This window comes from Lutibacter sp. A80 (assembly GCF_022429645.1).
In the GTDB taxonomy this organism is placed as follows: domain Bacteria; phylum Bacteroidota; class Bacteroidia; order Flavobacteriales; family Flavobacteriaceae; genus Lutibacter.
In genome coordinates this window covers 1,464,144-1,486,484 of record NZ_CP092480.1, presented here as the reverse complement: position 1 = coordinate 1,486,484, position 22,341 = coordinate 1,464,144, and the positions used below count along the sequence as shown (strand labels likewise).

General features: G+C 31.2%; 12 protein-coding genes. 9 read left to right on the top strand and 3 right to left on the bottom strand.

The genetic code is table 11. The features are described from left to right. Positions 1–57: 57 nt before the first annotated feature. Genes MHL31_RS06410 through MHL31_RS06400 form a run of 3 tightly spaced genes read right to left on the bottom strand, consistent with a single transcriptional unit; the run spans position 58 to position 6,204 of the window. The gene (locus MHL31_RS06410; protein ID WP_240228263.1) at positions 58–1,374 is read right to left on the bottom strand and encodes a SusE domain-containing protein; all 1,317 of its coding nucleotides are present in this window, start codon (positions 1,372–1,374) and stop codon (positions 58–60) included. Positions 1,375–1,386: 12 nt separating this feature from the next. Beyond that, entirely contained in the window at positions 1,387–3,276 is a 1,890-nt protein-coding gene (locus MHL31_RS06405) for a RagB/SusD family nutrient uptake outer membrane protein (RefSeq protein ID WP_240228262.1), read from the bottom strand. A 12-nt stretch (positions 3,277–3,288) separates the two neighbouring features. Beyond that, positions 3,289–6,204 (bottom strand): SusC/RagA family TonB-linked outer membrane protein, encoded by a 2,916-nt coding sequence (locus MHL31_RS06400; protein ID WP_240228261.1) that lies wholly within the window; start codon positions 6,202–6,204, stop codon positions 3,289–3,291. Positions 6,205–6,525: 321 nt separating this feature from the next. Here MHL31_RS06400 and MHL31_RS06395 point away from each other — a divergent pair, with 321 nt between their 5' ends. The 9 genes from MHL31_RS06395 (at position 6,526) to MHL31_RS06355 (ending at position 22,337) form a co-directional block, all read left to right on the top strand. Continuing rightward, positions 6,526–7,551 carry a LacI family DNA-binding transcriptional regulator gene (locus MHL31_RS06395; protein WP_240228259.1) on the top strand — a complete coding sequence of 342 codons (1,026 nt, stop codon included), beginning with the start codon at positions 6,526–6,528 and terminating at the stop codon, positions 7,549–7,551. A gap of 203 nt (positions 7,552–7,754) precedes the next feature. Then, positions 7,755–9,095 (top strand): MFS transporter, encoded by a 1,341-nt coding sequence (locus MHL31_RS06390; protein ID WP_240228257.1) that lies wholly within the window; start codon positions 7,755–7,757, stop codon positions 9,093–9,095. Between the two features lie 9 nt (positions 9,096–9,104). Further along, a complete protein-coding gene (pgmB, locus tag MHL31_RS06385) occupies positions 9,105–9,761 on the top strand; it encodes a beta-phosphoglucomutase (RefSeq protein WP_240228256.1) in 657 nt (218 codons plus the stop codon). Positions 9,762–9,765: 4 nt separating this feature from the next. Beyond that, on the top strand, positions 9,766–12,072 hold the full coding sequence (locus tag MHL31_RS06380) for a glycoside hydrolase family 65 protein (RefSeq protein WP_240228255.1): 2,307 nt from the start codon (positions 9,766–9,768) through the stop codon (positions 12,070–12,072). Between the two features lie 207 nt (positions 12,073–12,279). Further along, on the top strand, positions 12,280–14,145 hold the full coding sequence (locus tag MHL31_RS06375) for a glycoside hydrolase family 13 protein (protein WP_240228254.1): 1,866 nt from the start codon (positions 12,280–12,282) through the stop codon (positions 14,143–14,145). 84 nt (positions 14,146–14,229) lie between these two features. Further along, on the top strand, positions 14,230–16,608 hold the full coding sequence (locus MHL31_RS06370) for a TIM-barrel domain-containing protein (RefSeq protein WP_240228253.1): 2,379 nt from the start codon (positions 14,230–14,232) through the stop codon (positions 16,606–16,608). A 2-nt stretch (positions 16,609–16,610) separates the two neighbouring features. After that, entirely contained in the window at positions 16,611–18,272 is a 1,662-nt protein-coding gene (locus MHL31_RS06365) for an alpha-amylase family glycosyl hydrolase (RefSeq protein WP_240228252.1), read from the top strand. 60 nt (positions 18,273–18,332) lie between these two features. Next, a complete protein-coding gene (locus tag MHL31_RS06360) occupies positions 18,333–20,399 on the top strand; it encodes a glycoside hydrolase family 97 protein (protein WP_240228251.1) in 2,067 nt (688 codons plus the stop codon). Positions 20,400–20,459: 60 nt separating this feature from the next. Beyond that, the gene (locus MHL31_RS06355) at positions 20,460–22,337 is read left to right on the top strand and encodes an alpha-amylase family protein (protein WP_240228250.1); all 1,878 of its coding nucleotides are present in this window, start codon (positions 20,460–20,462) and stop codon (positions 22,335–22,337) included. Positions 22,338–22,341: the final 4 nt, after the last annotated feature.

Below are 22,341 nucleotides of genomic sequence, written 5' to 3'. Positions count from 1 at the left end.
TGCATAAAGATGATTAATTTTTATGCAGTTTTTAATTATTTTACATTATAATATTAATTATTCTGGCCACGCATACATTGCAATAGTTTGAGCTACTGAATCGAATACAATGTTATAAGTACCAGCTGTTACAGGAATATTATCTCCACCAGCTTCTAAAGTACCGTCATTTCCAGTATCACCAAAATCAGCACCCCAAGCATCGTTTTGACGAATTTTTATTTCACCATCTATTAGGGTTATGCCATTAATATAGTAAACACCTTCGTTAATTCCAAAATCTGGAATAAATTTAGTATCTGGTCCATCCCATCCATTAGGAGTTGCACTACCTACTAAGCCCCAAACATCTATTTGTTCAAGTGTGTATTCTAAGGTATTTAGATTGAAAGTAACCAAGTAATTACCAGCTGTTATAGGAATGTTATCTCCTCCAACTTCCATTGAACCATCAAGTCCAGAATCTCCATAATTTAATCCCCAGTCGTTATTAAATCTAAATTTAAATTCTCCATCAGCTAAAGTTACAACAGTTTTCCAATTGTCTTGATAAGGATTGTAATCTAATTTAAAATCTGGACCATCCCATCCGTTAGGAGTTGCATCTCCAACTAATCCCCAAGTAAATGGTTCTATACTCCAAGTTGCATCATTTTCATTAAATATTATTTTATAGCTTCCAGCATCAACAGGAATATTATCTCCGCCTTCTTCTAAAATACCATCCATACCAGTATCACCATAGTTTACTGCCCAATCATTATCTTTACGGATTTTAATTTCTCCATCTTTAAGAGTTGCATAAGAAACATAAACTCCAGGAGTTGTGGTTTGGTAAAAAGGAATATCAAGAATAAACTCGTTACCCCAGGCTCCAGGAGTAGCACTTCCTACCAATCCCCAAGCAGATGATAAATCTAGTAATGAAGAGTAAGGAGTAACATTAATAGTTACAGGCTCTGAATACATTATTTGAGCATCACTTAAAGTAATTTGAACTTTAAAATCTATAGCAGTAACTTCATTAGGAGCTAGACCTAATGAAAGCATCTTACTATTTAATTCTTGAGCTGTAAATACTTTGCTTAAGTCAGTTCCTGCTGTAACAATTTGAGCTTCAGTAAAATCTCCACCTTCTAGGTCTATTAATAACTTGTAAGATGGTGCAGCACTGTAACCATAATTTGGATTAGTCCACGAAACAGTTAATATTTCGTTTGTGGCTAGGTCTTCTGTTAATACTACAGTTGATGTAGAAACACTAACAGTTGTATTTGCTTCTTCAGCTAATTCTATAAATTCTCTATCATCACAAGCTCCTAATATGAATAGAAAGCTTAGTAAAAAGATAGAATTTCTAATTAATTTTTTCATTTTATTCAAATATTAGTAACCTTGATTTTGAGTAAGGTTAGGATTAGTAGATAATACGTTAACAGGTAAAGGGAATAGGTTTCTGTGTGAACCAACAGAAATTCCAACTGCTTCATTACCTTTAAAAGGCCATAAATAGCTATCAGTTGTAAAGTAGTTGTAACGAACTAAGTCAGTACGTCTTTGGCCTTCCCAGTATAGCTCTCTAGATCTTTCGTCTAATACAAAGTCTAAGTCTATATCGCTAGTATTTACATTACCAGAAGTATTTCCGTATGCTCTAGTTCTCAATTCGTTAATTTTTGAAGTTGCGTAGCTTAAATCGCCTCCACCACCTCTAAGTGTAGCTTCTGCATAGTTTAAATAAATTTCAGCTAAACGAATTAAAGGTAAATCTGTGTCAGTAAAATCTCCTCCAGCATCACTACCTTGATTTCCATTAGAATCAATATTTTTAAATTTAGTTACAGCATATCCATCTTCAAAAGTAGGGATACTTTCAATTTCTAAATTTTGACCATCTGAATGGAACATTGCTCTTCTGTCTCCTTGATAAGGTTCAATAGAGTAGGTGTTTGTATTTAAATCTAAAAGGATATAGTAGGTTCCAGGATTTGTAATAGCAATATTAGTTCCATCAGTTTCTAATGTACCATCAGCATCGGTATCACCGAAATTCACACCCCAATCTTCATTAAATCTAAACTTCATTTCACCTGCATTTAAATCAGCATAAAGTTCATATTTATTAGTGCTTGTTTCATACATCTCCATATCTGGACCATCCCAAGAGTTAGCTGTTGCGTCACCAACTAATCCCCAATCAGATGTTGAGCCTAGAGCATTATTTAAGGCAGTTACATCTGCTTTAAATTTATTTACTAAGGCTTTGGTAGTTCTAAGACCACCCCAGCCTCCATTTACTCCAAATTTTGTTGCATCCATTGTTCCACCAATAGCAGCATGAATTAAAAATGTTGAACCACCATAGGTTTGAGATTGTAAGCCATCAAAATTTGCTGTGAATATAAATTCGTTTTGAGCTCCATTAACATCATTGTCAGCTAAAAATAATTCATCATATGCAGAGCCATTTCCGTTTGCATCGTTTGTATTGATAGAGTAGCTAGAGTTTATTACCTTTTCAGAATAAGTAACACATTCACTGTATTTAGCGTCTCCTGTCCAAACTTCAGCATTTAGATATAGTTTAGATAATAAAGCCCAAGCAGCAACACGATCTACACGACCATATTCATTTGTTCCACTTTCTTTTAAAAGTTCTTGAATTTCTAACAATTCAGATTCTACAAATGCGAAAATTTCAGTTCTATTACTTTGTGTTGGTAACTCTGTAGAAATTTCGGTAGTTAAAGGAATGTTTCCGTAAAGGTCCATTAAATTATAATAAGCAAAAGCTCTTAAAAAACGTGCTTCAGCAATATAATATTGAACTTCATCTTCAGTTAAGTCAGATGCTATTTTAATAAAAGAGTTACTAAAAGAAACACCTTGAGCTAATCTACTGTATAATGCTTCAGTAAAATCGTTACTACTAGACCAATACAAACCGTGTAAGTCAGGTAAACCAGGGTCACCCCAACCAACTACAGCGTGGTCTGTTGTTAGTTCGTTTAAGTTAAAAAGCATTCTAGTATATTGTGAAAATCCTTCATCAATATCTGCAATATCAGGTTGTCCAGAAGGACCTTCTTGACCAGTTAATGCAAAACTTGCATATACTTTTGCCAATGCTTTTTTTGCTTCATTTGCGTTTGCAAATACGTCTTTTTCAGTAAAACTATCTGGATCAATTGGTGCTTGATCTAAATCGTCATGACAAGCAGTCATAGAGAAAGTGATAGCTACAATAAAAATGAGTTTATTTAATATGTTTTTCATTTTTCTTTTTTTTTAAAAATCAATATTAACACCTAACACAAAAGATTGTGGTCTAGGATAAAAATTATTGTCAATTCCACCTGAAATTTCAGGGTCTAAACCTTCATAATCAGTAACAGTTAATACATTTTGCATTGAACCGTAGATTCTTAATGAAATATCTTCAAATACATTAGGAATTGCATATCCTAAAGTTATATTGTCTATTTTAAAGAATGATGATTCTTGGATAAAGTGATCACTAAGCAAGTTAGTTTCAGTAGTTTCAATAAATCCATTTGTTAAAGAGCTGGAGTGTAGGTTTGTTAAAATACCGTTTTCAGTAGCTCTTCTTAAATAGCCTGTACTTGAAGCTACATTATTATAAGAGTAGTTTCCAAAATTTGCTCTTGTTACTATAGATAGATCGAAATTTTTATAGTTGAAATTAGAATTTAATCCCATTATAACATCAGCATAAGGATTTTTATAAATGTATTTATCATCATCATTAATAATATTATCATTATTTCTGTCTACATAAACACCTTCAATTGGATCACCTTCGCTATTATATACTTGTTGGTATACTAAGAAACTGTAAGGAGATTCTCCTTCAATATGTGTTTGAATGTTATTACCAACACCTCCAGAAATTCCACCAACATATTGTTGGTCAGGTAAATTAGTTACCGTGTTTTCATTAAAAGCAATATTATAACCGATAGACCATTCCATATCATCAGTTTTAACAGGAATTACATTAATAGCAAATTCAATACCTTTATTTTCCATATCACCAATGTTGGCGTCAATTCTATTTCCAAAGTTTGTAAAAGGATCTATAAATGTACTTGCAATTAAATCGTTTGTTTCTTTAACATATGCATTAACAGAACCTGAAATTCTTCTATCAAGTAAAGCATAATCTAGACCAACATTTAATGTTTTACCAACTTCCCAGCGTAAATCTTCATTTATTGGCTCTGGTCTGTATGTTTGTGTAAATCCAGTACCAAATTGGTAATTTGCTGTAGATTGACTTCCGGTATATCTTGTTAAGAATTGGTAAGGATTTAATCCGTTTACGTTACCAACTTGACCATAACCAGCACGAATTTTTAATTCATCAAAGAGACCATCTTCCATAAAACTTTCTTTATGCATATTCCAAGCTACTGCTACAGAAGGGAAATATCCCCATCTGTCGTCTGGGTTTAATTTAGAAGAAGCATCGGCTCTTAAAGTAGCTGTTACTAAATATTTACCATCATATCCATAGTTAAATCTTCCAAAATATGATAAAAGTGTATTTTTAGATTTATCAATAAATTCGTAAGTATTTCCATCTTCTTCATCTTCACTATCATAGTTATAATTATCAAACTCAAAAGATTGGTATGAATGTCCAAGAACAAAATTTAAATTATGAACTTCATTAATTTCTTTTACATAAGTTACGTAAGCATCAAATAATTTATTTGTAGCTTCTTGTCTATATGTAGTTCTTGCACCATTATAATTAGGTTCAGAAATAGGCATATATTGAGAAGTTAATGTTCTTCCGTGACTATTAGATTTGTCTATACCAACGTTCACTGTTGCAGTTAAGTCTGGTAAAAAATGTAATTTATAATCAACTTTAGCGTTTGCAATTAAACGTCTAACTTCCGCAGAGTCTTCTTTTAAATTTAATAGAGCAACTGGGTTTGTTGGAGCTAAATTCATTTGAGTTCCAGTATTAGCATCTAGCCAAGCAAAGTAACCATCGTATTGAGAATTAGCATCGTAAATTGATTGTGTTGGGTCAAAAGCAGTAGCACCTCCAATAGCATCTCTATTAGCAAAGATGTTTTCTGTGTACATACCACGACCGTTTAATTCTACAGTTAAATGGTCATCTAAAAAACTAGGTTTAAAACTTACAGAACCTGTAGTTCTTTTAAAGTTGTCTGTTTTTAAAATACCATCGTGATCAGAATAACCTACAGAAGCTCTCATTGGAACACCTTTTAAGCTACCAAGCGCACTAAATGTATGGTCAGAACCAACAGCATCTTCATAAATTTCATCTTGCCAATTTGTATTAGCAGTACCTAATCTTGAAATTGCAGCAGCATCTCCAATATTATTTATTAGGTTAGTAAATTCATTAGAAGATAAAACATCTACTTGGTCTATAGATTTATATAAGGTAGTAGAAGAGGTTATATTATATTTAAACTCGTTGTCTTTACCTTTTTTAGTTGTAATCATAATTACCCCATTGGCTGCTCTAGAACCATATATTGCAGTAGCAGATGCATCTTTTAATACAACCATACTTTCAATATCATTAGGGTTAATTAAGTTTAAAGGGTTACGAGAACCTCCAACACCACCATCATTTAATGGAATTCCATCAACAACAATAAGTGGAGAACTTGTTAAAGATAATGAACCAAGACCTCTAATTACAATATTCTGACCTTCACCAGGGGCACCACTACCAGAAGTTACAGATACACCTGCAACCTTACCACTAATAAGTTGTTGAGCAGATACTACAGGACCTTGATTAAAATCTTCTGTAGTAACTAAATCTGCCGACCCGGTTAAATCTTCTTTTTTTACACTTCCATAACCAATAACAACTACTTCGTCTAAAGTTTGAGAATTTTCAACCATAGCAACATTAATTGTTGTATTGTTTCCTACAGTTATTTCTTGAGTATTAAATCCTATATAGGAAAACACTAATACGTCTCCAGATTTAACGTTTTCTAATGTATAGTTTCCGTCAAAATCTGTTGCAGCTCCTTTTACTGTTCCTTTAATTATAATGCCAACACCTGGTAACGGAGAATTACCTTTTGCTTCAGTTACATTCCCTGTAATAGTTTGCTGTGCAACTATTAGTGCAGGAAAAAGAAGTATGACACTAAACAAAAAAAATTTAAAATTTTTCATCTAATTTAAATTAATTAATAATTATGTTTTGTTTAATAAATTGTACTAAAAATCGATTAACATTTCACTATGCAAATTTACGTACTTAACAATTAATTAACAGCGAAAACGTTTGAAATAGAGTTACTATAACGTTTTCGTGTTAATAACTTTACAACTCTAACGTTAGAGTAAATTTTAGAATAGAGACTTTTTAATCTTATTAATAAAAGTTTAATTAATATTTACATGATTTTAAGCATATAGTTTGTACTACACTTTTTAAAAATTATATTTGTAGAAATACTTACCAGTAACAACTGTTTAAAAAAACATTTTTTAATGAAGCAAAAAATAACTTTAAAAAAAATAGCAAAAGAGTTTGATGTGTCAATTTCTACGGTTTCTAAAGCTTTAAAAAACAGTAATGAAATTAGTGAGGAACTTCGTGAAAAAATTAAAGCTTATGCAGATTATTATAATTATAAGCCAAACAGTCTAGCGCTTCAGTTAAGAGCACAAAAAACATCTGTTATAGGTGTGGTTATTCCAGAAATAGTACATCATTTTTTTTCAACAGTTATTGATGGAATTCAAGAACACGCTAATAAAAGAGGGTATAATGTAATGGTGTGCTTGTCAAACGAATCTTTTGAAAAAGAAGTTTCTAATATAAGTGTTTTAACCAATGGAAGTGTTGATGGTGTAATAGTATCTATTGCTCGTGAAACTCAAAAAAAAGAAGATTATAATCATTTTGAAATGTTATTGAAAGATGGTTTTCCTTTGGTTTTATTTGATAGAGTGATTGATAGTTTAAAGTGCGATAAAGTTATTATTGATGATATTGGAGGAGGTTTTAAAGCTGCAAATCACCTATTAGATATAGGTTCTAAAAGAATTGCCTTGTTAACAACAGAAGATTATGTAACAGTTGGGGCTTTAAGAAAAGTTGGTTATAGAAAAGCAATGCTAAATGCAGGGTTAGATGTAGATGAAGACTATGTTTTTAAAATTAATGATACCCAAAATTTATACGATCAGATTGAAAAAATATTTACATTAGAAGAAGTACCAGATGCAATTTTAGCGGTAAACGAAATATATGCAGCTATTGCTATGAAATTAGCTATTGAAAAAGGGTATAAGATACCAGAAGATATTGCTGTTTTAGGCTTTACAAGTGGTTTAGTTTCTAAATTTACATCTCCGCCATTAACAGCAATTACGCAACACGGTTATTTAATGGGACAACAAGCAGCTGAACTACTTATAAATAGAATTGAGCATATTGGGCCTAAAGAGTTTCAAAAAGAAGTGATTTCTACTGGAATTAAAATCCGCAAATCAACTTTTATAGCTAATTAATATATTATTTACGCAAACGTTCGAGTAAGAAAAAACACCTTTTTTAAGCCCAAAACCTGGGTAAATTTGAATTTCTGAAAATTTAATTTATATATTTGTTATGTAAAAGCAATTTTACAGTACTAAAAATTTATTTTCACTTCACACAAACAATCAAAGCTTTTTTTAGCTTTGACTAGTATTTTAGTTTTAAATTTATAAACATGGAAAAACGGAAACTAAGTTTCTTAGATATCTGGAACATGAGTTTTGGATTCTTAGGAATTCAAATGGGTTTTGCTTTGCAAAATGCGAATGCCAGTAGAATATTACAAATTTTTGGGGCCGATGTTCACGAACTTTCTTGGTTTTGGGTAGTAGCACCTTTAACTGGATTAATTGTACAGCCAATTATTGGTCATTATAGTGATAAAACTTGGACCAAGTTAGGAAGGCGTAGGCCATACTTTTTAATAGGAGCTTTACTTGCTGCTGCGGGATTAATTTTAATGCCTAATGCAGGAATGTTTACTCAATTTATGCCAGCATTATGGGTTGGAGCAGGAATGCTTATGATTATGGATGCTTCGTTTAATGTTGCTATGGAACCTTTTAGAGCTTTGGTAGCTGATATATTACCTTCAGATCAAAGAACACTTGGTTTTAGTGTTCAAACTATATTAATTGGTGTTGGAGCCGTAATAGGTTCTTGGTTGCCATATGTTTTAACGCATTGGTTTGGAGTGTTAAATGAAACCGTTTCAGGCGAAGTTCCATTAAATTTATTATTGTCGTTTATTATAGGAGCATCTGTTTTAGTAGTAAGTATTTTAATAACAGTATTTACAACAAAAGAGTATTCTCCTGAAGAAATGGCGCAATTTGAATCAGAAGAAGCGGTTGTTGAAGAAGAGTCTAGTTTGTTAGATATATTTTCAGATTTTAAGAAAATGCCTCTGACAATGAAACAATTGAGCTCCGTTCAATTTTTCTCTTGGTTTGGTTTGTTTGGTTTGTGGGTGTTTTCTACACCAGCAATTGCACATCATATTTATGGTTTAGGATTAGAAGATCACGGAACTGAATATCAAAATGCAGGAGATTGGGTAGGTGTTTTATTTGGAGTTTATAATGCTGTTTCCGCAGTTTATGCATTCTTCTTACCTGCCATTGCCAAAAAAAATGGTAGAAAATTAACACATGCAATTTCATTAATTTTTGGAGGATTAGGATTAATTTCTATTTATTTTATGCCAAACGAAAACTGGCTAATCCTTTCTATGTTTGGAATTGGAATTGCTTGGGCAAGTATTTTAGCAATGCCATATGCAATTTTAGCAGGCTCTATTCCTGCAAAAAAAATGGGTGTTTATATGGGGATTTTTAACTTTTTTATTGTGTTACCGCAAATATTAAACGCCGTAGTTGGTGGACCAATGGTTAAATATTTATATAACGACAATCCTATATATGCCCTTGTGGTTAGTGGTGTTTCACTATTAATTGCAGCTGCGTTAGTAGTAAGAGTTAAAGATGTTGATGATTCAGTATTAATTGAAAAATAAAATTTTAAAATGAAAAAAGAAATCGCTTTTATATTCGATTTAGATGGTGTAATTGTAGATACTGCTAAGTATCACTTTTTAGCCTGGAGAAATTTAGCAAACGAGCTGGGTTTTGAATTTACAAAACAAAATAATGAATTATTAAAAGGTGTAAGCCGTGTACGTTCGTTAGAAATATTATTAGGAATAGGGAATGTTGAATTGTCTGAAAGCCAAAAGCAAGAATATTTAATCAAAAAAAATACCGAGTATTTAGGGTATGTAAATCAAATGACTGCTGATGAAATATTACCAGGAATTAATGATTTACTAGATTTTTTAGATCAAAATAATATAAAATATGCATTGGGATCTGCTAGTAAAAATGCGCCATTAATTCTAGAAAAAGTTGGACTTTTAGATAGATTTACGGCTCTTGTAGACGGTAACGACGTTTCTAAAGCAAAACCAGACCCTGAAGTATTTTTAATTGGTGCTCAAAAATTACAAATGAAACCAGAAAATTGTATAGTTGTTGAAGATGCCATTGCTGGTGTTGAAGCTGCTAATACAGCAAATATGACGAGTATAGGAATTGGGGACGCAAAATTATTAGGTGATGCAAATTATGTGTTAGCAAATACATCCGAATTTACCCCTAAATTTTTACAAAAAATATTGAATTAAGATTATGAACAAAAACTATATTATACCAAACGAGTGGTCAATTTTAGAAGAAGGATTTAATGCTGAAAATGTTGAAGCTTCTGAAAGTTTGTTTAGTATTGGAAACGGATCCATGGGACAACGTGCAAATTTCGAAGAAGACTATTCGGGTAGCACTTTTCAAGGAAGTTATATTGGCGGAATTTATTATCCAGATAAAACTCGTGTAGGGTGGTGGAAAAATGGTTATCCAGAGTATTTTGCAAAAGTTTTAAATGCACCAAATTGGATCGGAATTCATATAACAATCAACGGAACAAAGTTTGATTTAAATACCTGTAAAGTTTCCAACTTTAAGCGAGAGTTAAATATGAAAGAAGGTTGGTTAGGTCGTTCTTTTAAAGCTGAATTAAACACAGGAGAACAAATTGAAGTTACCGCAAAACGTTTTGTTAGTATAGATTTTAATGAAACAGGAGCTATTGAATACCACATAAAAGCACTTAATTTTTCAGGTGAAATTACCTACGCGCCTTATATAGACGCAGGTATTGAGAATGAAGATTCTAATTATGATGAATTCTTTTGGGAAATTTTAGAAATTGTTGAAGGTGAAAATAGTGGTTGTATTCTTTCAAAAACATTAAAAACAGAGTTTCATGTTAGTACGGCTATGCAAATAGCATTGGCTCTTAATAATGAAGAAATTTCAATTCCTCAAGAAACTAAAGTTGAAGAAAAAAAGCTAACTTATATTTATAAAATAAATGTAAAAGAAGGAGATGTAGCTACAATTTATAAATTTGGTAGTTATGTAAGTTCTTTAAATTATAAAAATGAAACATTAAATACAGCTTCACTTTCAAATGTTCAAAATGCCTGTGAATTAGGTTTTCAAGCACTTTTAGATACACAAATTAAAGCTTGGGCTAATATTTGGAAAACAGCTGATATTGTTATCGAAGGAGATGTTAAAGCTCAACAAGGAATTCGTTTTAATATTTTTCAATTAAACCAAACTTATTTGGGTACAGATGCACGTTTAAATATTGGTCCTAAAGGATTTACTGGAGAAAAATATGGTGGAAGTACGTATTGGGATACAGAAGCATATTGTATTCCTTTTTATATGGCTACAAAAGATGATAAAGTTGCTAAAAACTTATTGTTATACCGTTACAATCAGCTAGATAAAGCTATTGAAAATGCTGAAAAACTAGGCTTTAAAAACGGAGCAGCATTGTATCCAATGGTAACTATGAACGGTGAAGAATGTCATAACGAATGGGAAATTACTTTTGAAGAAATTCATAGAAATGGAGCTATGGTTTATGGAATTTATAACTATGTAAATTACACCCAAGACTTTGAATATATTCCAAAAAATGGATTGGAAGTTATGATTGCTATTGCGCGTTTTTGGCATCAAAGAGCTAATTTTTCTAAAGCTAAAAACAAATATGTAATTTTAGGAGTAACAGGTCCAAATGAATACGAAAATAACATCAATAATAATTTTTACACCAATTATTTAGCAAAATGGTGTATAGAATACACTGTTGATAGTTTAAATAGAGTAAAAAAAGAATATACAAACGATTTTGAACGTATTATTGCAAAAACTAATTTAACTGCTCAAGAAACTTCAGAGTGGTTACAAGTATCTGATAATATGTATTTTCCTTTTGATGAAGAAAAACAAATTTATCTTCAGCAAGACGGTTTTTTAGATAAAGAAATTATACCTGTAAAAGATTTACCTAAAACAGAAAGACCAATCAACCAAAAATGGTCTTGGGATAGAATATTGCGTTCTTGTTATATAAAGCAAGCCGATGTTTTACAATGTTTTTACTTTTTTGAAAATAAATTTAGTGCCAAAGAATTAGAAAAACATTTCGACTTTTACGAACCATTAACCGTACACGAATCATCATTATCTCCTTGCGTACATTCAATTTTAGCAGCTTCAATAGATAGAATGCCTAAAGCATACGAACAGTATTTACGTACAGCACGTTTAGATTTAGACGATTACAATCACGAAGTTCACGAAGGGTGTCATATTACAAGTATGGCCGGAACTTGGATGTCTGTTGTACAAGGTTTTGGAGGTATGCGTATTTGGGAAGATGGCGTTTTAGCATTTAATCCTCAAATACCAGCAGAATGGAAATCGTACTCGTTTACTATTAATTTTAGAGGAAATATTATTAAAGTTTATAAAAGTCAAAAGGAATGTAAATTTTTAAATGAATCTGCTAATGAAATTACGATGTTAGTTAATGGCAAAGAAATTTCAATTCCTTCAAATAAAATTGTTGTTGTATAAATAATTGTTTATTGTTATTCCTGAGTAGTGAGTAGTAAGGAATCTATAAATAGTGAAATTAGAGCGATAACAATTGGGTTATCAAAATAGGTTTTAATACTTATTGTAAGTCTAACAGGTTTTAAAAAACCTGTTAGGTTTTGTGTCTTTAAAAATATATTTCTGTTTATGCAGTAATAATATTTGAGTTTATTAAAAAAAATATAGATGAAAATTAACTACTTATTTATACTATTGTTTATGGCTAGTTTAAATGTATTTGCCCAAAAAGTGAAGAGAGTTGAACCGCCAAATTGGTGGGTTGGTATGCAGCATAATAAAGTTGAATTATTAGTTTATGGAGACGAAATAGCAACATATACTCCTTCAATTAGTAGTGAGTTTGTTAATTTGAAAGAAATAAAAAAAACGGATAATAAAAACTATGTTTTTTTAACTGTTGATGTTTCAAAAGCTCTTATTGGTTTTTTTAAAATAGATTTCAGTAAAAAAGGAAAAGACAATAATTTTAGTGTTGATTACGAACTAAAAGAGCGAAAAAAAGATTCGAAACTTAGAAAGGGTTTCGACAGTTCAGATGCTATTTATTTAATTACACCTGATCGTTTTGCAAATGCAGATCCACTAAACGATATTGTTGAAGGAATGCGTGAAACTAAAATTGACAGAAAGGATGACTATGCACGTCATGGTGGCGATATAAAAGGAATTACAGCGCATTTAGATTATATTTCTGATATGGGGTTTACAGCAATTTGGGCAACTCCTGTTTTAGAAAACGATATGGAAGAGAGTTCATATCACGGATATGCAATTACAGATTTTTATAATCCAGATCCTCGTTTTGGAACAATGGATGAGTATATTGAATTGGCTACAAAATCTAAAGCAAAAGGATTAAAATTTGTAATGGATCAAGTGGCAAACCATATTGGTATTGAGCATTGGTGGATGCACGATTTACCATCTAAAGAATGGATTAATTATCAAGAAGAATTTTTAAACGGAGAACTAGTAATTACAAATCATAGAAGAACTGTAAATCAAGATAATTACGCCTCAGAGAAAGATAAAAATTTAATGAATGAAGGTTGGTTTGTTTCTGCCATGCCAGATTTAAATCAGAAAAATCCTTTGGTTGCAAATTATTTAATTCAAAATAGTATTTGGTGGGTTGAAATGTTAGATTTAGGCGGAATTCGTCAAGATACATATCCTTATCCAGATAAAGATTTTATGAGTAATTGGGCAGGTGCAATTATGAATGAGTACCCTAATTTTAGTATTGTAGGCGAGGAGTGGAGTTTAAATCCATTATTGATTGGCTATTGGCAAAAAGGACAACTAAATAAAGATGGTTACCAAAGTAATTTAACTTCAACAATGGATTTTCCAATGCAACATGCTATAGTAAATGCTTTAAATGAAGCGGAAAGTTGGGATACAGGTTTTGTAAAAATGTATGAAGGTTTAGCAAACGATTTTTCGTATGCAAACCCTAGTAAAATTATGATTTTTCCAGACAATCATGATATGAGTCGCATTTTTACACAGCTAAATGAAGATTTTGTAAATACAAAAATGGCATTGGGCTATATTTTGGCTCTACCTAGAATTGCTCAAATATATTACGGTACTGAAGTGTTGTTAAACGATACGGCAAAACCCGGTGATCACGGTTTAATTAGATCCGATTTTCCAGGAGGTTGGCACACTGATAAAATAAATGCATTTACAGGAAAAGGCTTGTCAGAAAAACAGCAAGAAATGCAATTGTATTTAAAAAAAGTCTTAAATTATCGTAAAAATAGTGAAGCAATTCATTCAGGAAAAACGGTGCATTTTGCACCAGATAACGGTGTTTACGTGTTGTTTAGATTATTAGGTGATGAGGTAGTTGCCGTGATTTTAAATAAAAACGAAAAAACTATAGAACTGGATTTAAATAAATTTGAAGAAATTGGTTTACAAGGAAAAAAGGTGAAAAATATAATTTCTAAAAAAGAATTTATTTGGAATACTTCTTTAAAATTAAATTCAAAAGGCATTACTATTTTAACAACAAAAATATAAAAGAAATAAAGCCAATTGTTTTAATTATAAGGTGAGTTAGCTGGTTATCCTTAATTTATTTTAAAAGAGTAAAAAAATATTTAAATGAAAAAAATAAAATTACTTCTATTAATTTTCTGCATTAATTTTATTGGTTTTTCCCAAAACTCAACTAGAAAATTTGAAGGCATTACAAAACATAAAAATTATGTTGAAGTTAAAACAAATGATGGGCTTTACAGATTTCAGCCTTATGGGAACGAAATAATAGAGACTTCATTTATTCCAAAAGGTGAAATATTCAACTCAAATTCGCACGCTGTAGTTTTAAAAACTAAAGCTGTTGAAATGGAAATAATTGAAACGGCTAACTTAACGGAGATTAAAATGCTGGATATTTCAGTAAAAATTTCACACGTACCATTTCAAGTTTCATATTATTACGAAGGTAATTTATTAACTTCAGAAAAAAATGGCTATTCTAAAAATGAAGAATTTGAAGTGCTAGATTTTAATTTAACAGAAGACGAGATTTTAATGGGAGGAGGCGCTCGTGTTTTAGGAATGAATCGTAGAGGTAATCGCTTACAGTTATACAATAGAGCGCATTACGGTTACGAAACAAATTCTGAATTAATGAATTTTACCATTCCAGTTGTATATTCTTCAAAAATGTATGCCATTCATTTTGATAATGCTCCAATTGGCTATTTAGATTTGGATAGTAAAAAAACAAACACACTTGCTTATGAAACTATTTCCGGACGTAAAACATACCAAATTATAGCAGGTGATAATTGGGAAGAAGTTGTTGAAAATTACACTGCTTTAACAGGATTTCAACCTTTAATTCCACGTTGGGCTTTAGGGAATTTTTCAAGTAGATTTGGATACCATTCGCAGAAGGAAACTGTTGCAACTATCGATAAGTTTTTAAATGAAGAAATACCAGTTGATGCAGTTATTTTAGATTTATTTTGGTTTGGTAAAGAAATGAAAGGAACTATGGGGAACTTAAAATTTGATAGAGATTCGTTTCCTAATCCTAAAAAAATGATTTCCGATTTAAAGAAAAAAGGTGTTAAAACCATTCTAATTTCAGAGCCTTTTGTATTAACAACTTCTAATCGTTGGAACGAAGCTGTTGAAGCAGGAATTTTAGGTAAAAATAGCGAAGGAAAACCTTATACGTACGATTTTTACTTTGGAAATACCGGAATTATAGATATTTTTAATCCAGAAGGAAATCAATGGTTTTGGAATATTTATAAAAATTTAAAAAGTTATGGAGTAGCTGGTTGGTGGGGCGATTTAGGTGAGCCAGAGGTGCATCCATCAGATTTATTACACCACACAGGAACAGCAGATGAGGTGCATAATATTTATGGACATGAGTGGGCTAAGTTAATAGCTAAAGGGTATGAAAATGAATTTCCTAATGAGCGTCCGTTTATTTTAATGCGTGCAGGTTATTCTGGTTCACAACATTATGGGATGATTCCTTGGTCTGGCGATGTAAATAGAACCTGGGGAGGCTTAAAATCGCAAATGGAAATTTCATTGCAAATGGGAATGCAAGGTTTAGCTTATATGCATTCAGATTTAGGAGGATTTGCAGGAGATAATTTAGATGATGAATTGTATGCGCGTTGGTTGCAATATGGTGTTTTTCAACCAATTTATCGTCCACATGCCCAAGAAGAAGTTCCTTCAGAGCCTGTATTTAGAGAATCAAAAACAAAAGCATTGGCAAAAAAAGCTATTGAATTACGTTATAGTTTATTGCCTTATAATTACAACTTAGCTTTTGAAAATAGTATAAATGGAAGTTTATTAATGCGTCCATTATTTTTTGAAGATAACAGTTTAATTGAGATTGATAAAACATATTTGTGGGGAGATTCATTTTTAGTGAGTCCAGTTATTTCTCCAGAAATTAAAGTACAAGAAGTAGTGTTTCCAAAAGGTTCTAATTGGTTTGACTTTTATACAGATGAAAAAATTGAAGGAGGTCAAACAAAACAGGTTCAGTTAGAAGCAGAAAGTATTCCAACATATATTCGTGGAGGTGCTTTTATTCCAATGATTGAACCAATACAAAATACTTCAAATTACAATTTAAATACGTTTGATTTACATTTTTATTATGATGAAAGCGTTCGTAAAACTGAATATGATTTATACAATGATGATGGAGCTACAAAAGATGCTTTTGAAAAAGGAATGTATGAAATTTTAACGTTTGAAGCGGAACAAGAAAAACGTTGGTTTAACATAGATTTTGAAGCAAAAACAGGAAGTGAATTTCAAACTTCAATAAAAAACATAAATTTAATTATCCATAACGTTACTAAATTTCCTAAAAAAGTGAAGTTAAACAAAGAGCATATAAAAAATGGGGGTTATAATTCAAAAAATAATACAGTAACTATTCCAATAACGTGGAATACTTCAAAAGAATTTGAAGTGACAATAAAATTTTAAAGATGAAAAAATATAGTTTTCTTTTAATCGTATGTATTACATTATTTAGTTGTAAAGAAAAAACAGATTCTGCCGTAAAAGTTTCAGAAGCAGCAATTCCTTTTATTTGGGAAAATGCGAATATCTATTTTATGTTAACAGATCGTTTTAACAATGGAGATCCTTCAAACGATATTAATTTTGAAAGAACCGAAAAAGCCGCAAAATTACGTGGTTTTAAAGGTGGAGATATAAAAGGAGTAATAGCAAAAATTGAAGAAGGTTATTTTAATAATTTAGGAGTTAATGCTATTTGGATGACGCCAATTGTAGAACAAATTCACGGAGCTGTAGATGAAGGAACAGGACTTTCGTATGGATTTCATGGTTATTGGACTAGCGACTGGACAGCTCTAGATCCTAATTTTGGAACTAAAGAAGATCTAAAAAAGTTGGTTGCAATTGCACATAAAAATGGTATTCGAATTGTGTTGGATGCAGTTATAAATCATACAGGGCCAGTTACTGAAGTTGATACAGTTTTTCCTGAAAATTGGGTAAGAACGGAGCCACAATGTAGTTATCAAGATTACGAATCTACAGTTAGTTGTACTTTGGTTAAAAATTTACCAGACATTAGAACAGAAAGTACAGAAAGTGTAGAATTGCCAAAACAATTGGTTGAAAAATGGAAAGCTGAAGGAAGATACGAGCAAGAAGTAAAAGAATTAGATGCATTTTTTGCTAAAACAGGATATCCGAGAGCGCCAAAATATTATATTATGAAATGGCTTTCAGACTATATTACCGAGTTTGGGATTGATGGTTATAGAGCAGATACTGTAAAGCATACAGAAGAAGGTGTTTGGCAAGATTTTAAATCTGTTTGCGATGCTGCTTTTGCTGAATTTAAGGTGAATAATCCTGAAAAAGTACTAGATGATAATGATTTTTATTTAGTAGGTGAAATTTATAATTATGGAATTTCAGGTGGTAAATATTTTGATTTTGGAGATAAAAAAGTCAATTATTTTGATGATAAATTTACCAGCCAAATTAATTTCGAATTCAAATGGAATGCCGCTCAAAACACTTATGAAGAACTATTTTCTAGATATGATAGTATTCTAAATAATGAATTAGATGGTTTTGGAATTTTAAATTATGTGAGTTCTCACGACGATGGACAGCCATTTGATAAGGAACGTACAAAACCTTTTGAATCTGCAACTAAATTATTATTATGTCCAGGTTCTTCACAAATATACTATGGAGATGAATCCGCAAGAGAATTAGTTGTTGAAGGAGCAAATGGAGATGCAAACTTACGTTCTTTAATGAATTGGGATGCTATTGGAAATGATGCAAAAACTCAAGAGATTTTAACTCATTGGCAAAAACTAGGGAAATTTAGAGCGAAACATCCAAGTGTTGGAGCAGGAATTCATAAAATGATTTCAAAAGAGCCTTATGTTTTTCAACGTACTTTTTCAAAAGAAAATTTTAACGACTCTGTAATTGTGGGATTAGATTTAAATGCAGGTGAAAAAATAGTACATATTGGTACTTTATTTTCAGAAGGAACTGTTTTAAAAGATGCGTATTCGGGAAAAGAAGTAGTTGTTAAAAATGGAAATGTGAAGTTAAATTCAGAATTTACAATAGCATTATTAGAAAAAAAATAAATTTTATCAATTATAAAATGTTTAAAGTCTTTAGTTTGTTTTAATTATAAATTAAATAATATGAAATATATAAAATTTGCCATTGTGCTGTTGAGTATCACTTTTTTTTCGTGTTCAAAAAAAGAGATAACTACCGTTGTTTCTCCAAATGAAAATGTACAAGTTAATTTTGAAATATCTTCAACAGGAGCACCAACTTACAAAGTTATGTATAAAAATACAGACGTAATAAACACATCAACTTTAGGGTTTAATTTTGCAAGAGAAATGGCTTTAAAAGATAACTTTGAAATTATAAATACAACAAGCTCTAGTTTTAATGAGACTTGGAAAATGCCTTGGGGAGAACAATTAAATGTTCTTAATAATTATAATGAGCTAAAAGTTGAATTACAAGAATCTTCAAAATTAAAAAGAAAATTAAATATAGTTTTTAGGGTTTATAATGATGGAATTGGATTTAGATACGAGTTCCCTAAACAAGAATATCTATCTGAAGTTTTAATAACTGAAGAAAATACAGAATTTAAACTAACAGGAGATCATAAAGTTTGGTGGATACCTGGAGATTGGGATATTTACGAGCATTTATATAACACTACAAAATTTTCTGAAATAGATGCGAAACAATTTGCTAATCACGAAAACTTAGCACAAACAGCCATTCCTAACAATGCTGTAAATACACCAGTAACTATGAAAACTGAAAGTGGATTGCATTTAAGTTTTCACGAAGCTAGTTTGGTAGATTATTCGGGTATGACATTAGAGGTAGATCCTGCAAATTTTACAATGAAAAGTGTATTGGTTGGTTCAGAAAATACTTCTTATAAAGTAAAACAAAAAGTACCTTTTAATACGCCTTGGAGAACTATTCAAATTGCTGAAGAAGCAAAAGATTTAATAGCTTCTAATTTAATTTTAAATTTAAACGAACCTAATAAATTAGGTGATGTTTCGTGGTTTAAACCAACAAAATACACCGGTATATGGTGGGAAATGCACTTAGGGAAATCGAGTTGGGATATGGCTTCAGGGAAACATGGAGCAACTACAGAAAACGCAAAAGCTTTTATAGATTTTTCAGCAAAAAATAATATTGGAGCTGTATTAGTGGAAGGTTGGAATACAGGTTGGGAGCATTGGATAGGTTTTGAAGATAGGGAAGGCGTATTTGATTTTGTAACACCTTATACAGATTATGATTTACAAGAAGTTGTACGTTACGGAAAGGAAAAAGGTGTAGAAATTGTAATGCATCACGAAACTTCAGCAGCAACAGAAACTTATGAAAAACAACAAGATACGGCCTATGCTTTAATGCAAAGTTTAGGAATTCATACTGTAAAAACAGGTTATGTTGGTAAAATATTACCAAAAGGAGAGTTTCATCACGGTCAATATATGGTAAATCAATATAATAATGCAATTATAAAAGCAGCTAAATATCAAGTAGCAATTAATGCTCACGAGCCAATTAAGGCTACAGGTTTACGCAGAACATATCCTAACACCATTTCTAGAGAAGGTTTAAGAGGACAAGAATTTAATGCTTGGGCAAGCGACGGTGGAAATCCCCCAGAACATTTGCCAATTGTAGCTTTTACAAGAATGTTGGCAGGACCAATTGATTATACACCAGGTATTTTTGATATTAAATTTGATGCATGGAAAAAAGAAAATCAAGTAAATACAACTATAGCGCAACAATTAGCATTGTATGTAGTAATATATAGTCCTGTGCAAATGGCAGCAGATTTAATTGAAAATTATGAAGGAAATCCTGCATTACAGTTTATTAAAGATGTTGGTGTAGATTGGCAAGAAACAAAAGTGTTAAATGGTGAAGTAGGAGATTTTGTTACTATTGCACGTAAAGAACGTACTTCAGAAAATTGGTTTGTTGGTGGAATTACAGATGAAAACTCTAGAGAAATGACAATTGATTTTAGTTTTTTAGATGAAGGAATCTATGAAGCAACAGTTTATGAAGATGGAAAAAATGCACATTGGAATGACAATCCAACCGATTTAAACATTAGAAAAATTGAGATAAATAATCAATCAAAGGAAACATTAAAACTTGCTGCTGGTGGAGGTTTTGCAATAAGTTTGATTAAAAAATAAGTTTGATTTGTTTTTCCTGCGATGGTAGGAATTTTTAACCAAAAACCAATTAGTATCAATATGAAAACAAAATATTTAAGTGTAATTACTACGTTAATTATTATTTTTGTGGCTTGTAATGACGAAAAAAAAGATTCAAAAGCAATTATGAAGGAACAAAAAAATCATAAAGAAGTAGTATATCAAGTTTTTACACGTTTATTTGGAAACACAAATACAACTAACAAACCTTGGGGAACCATTGAAGAAAATGGTGTAGGAAAGTTTAATGATTTTACAGATAAAGCGCTTCAAGAAATTAAAGATTTAGGTGTTACTTATGTTTGGTATACAGGTGTTCCACATCATGATGTAATTAGAGATTATACAGAATTTGGAATTTCAAACGACGATCCAGATATTGTAAAAGGTAGAGCAGGTTCACCTTACGCTGTTAAAGATTATTACAATGTAAATCCTGATCTAGCAGAAAATGTTGAAAATAGGTTAGAAGAGTTTGAAGCTTTAATTGACAGAACACATAAAAATGGAATGAAAGTATTGATAGATATTGTTCCTAACCATGTTGCTCGTAACTATGAAGGAAAATCAACTCCAGAAGGAGCTGAACCATTTGGGAAAAGCGATGATAAAACAAAACAATACGATGTAAATAATAATTTTTATTACAATCCTGGAGAAGCTTTTCAAGTACCAGAATGGAGAGATGGTTATTTACCTTTGGGAGGTGAAAAGCATCCATTAGCAAATGGTAAATTTGATGAGAATCCTGCTAAATGGACAGGTAATGGGTCTAGAGCTTCACGTCCAGACGTAAATGATTGGTACGAAACCGTAAAAATTAATTATGGCGTTAGCCCAGATGGTAGAAAAGATTTTGACACTTTACCAGAAGGTTTTGATACAAAAGATTTCAAAGCACATTTTGAGTTTTGGAAAGATAAAACAGTGCCAAGCTCTTGGATAAAATTTAGAGATATAGCATTGTATTGGACAGAAAAAGGAGTTGATGGTTTTAGATACGATATGGCAGAAATGGTACCTGTTGAGTTTTGGAGTTATATGAATTCAGCTATTAAAATGGTGAATCCAGATGCTTTTTTATTGGCAGAAGTTTACAATCCAGATATGTATAGAGATTACATTTTTAAAGGAAAAATGGATTATTTATATGATAAAGTAGCATTGTATGATACTATTAAAAATATTATGCAAGGACACGGATGGACAGATCATATTACCGGAATTCAAGACTATAAAACAGATATAGAACACAATATGTTGCACTTTTTAGAAAATCATGATGAGCAACGTATTGCAAGTCCAGATTTTGCAGGTGTAGCAGAAAAAGGAAAGCCAGCAATGGTAGTTTCAGCAACAATAAGCACATCGCCAACAATGATTTATTTTGGACAAGAAGTAGGTGAGCCAGGAGCAGAAAATGCAGGTTTTGGATCGCCTACCAGAACTTCAATTTTCGATTATATAGGTGTGCCAACACATCAACGTTGGATGAATGGTGGTAAATTTGATGGAGGAAACTCTACTCCTGAAGAAAAAGATTTACGCGATTTTTATAAACGTTTATTAAACTTTACAATAAAAAGTGAAGCATTAATGGGCGAATATGCAGAAATTCATCATTACAATAGACAAAATTTAGAGAACTATACACGTAAAATATTTTCATTTGTGCGTTGGAGTGAAAATGAAAAGCTATTGATAATTTCAAATTTTGATGATTTAGTAAATTACGATTTGGACCTACAAATTCCTTCAGAAATAATTAAAAAATGGAATTTAAAAGATGGTACATATATATTAGAAGACCAATTGTATAATACAACAAAAACCAATTTAATTGTTGAAAATGGAGTAGGAGTTGCCAATATTAAATTGGATACTTTAAATTCATTCATTTTTAAAATTATAGAATAGATAT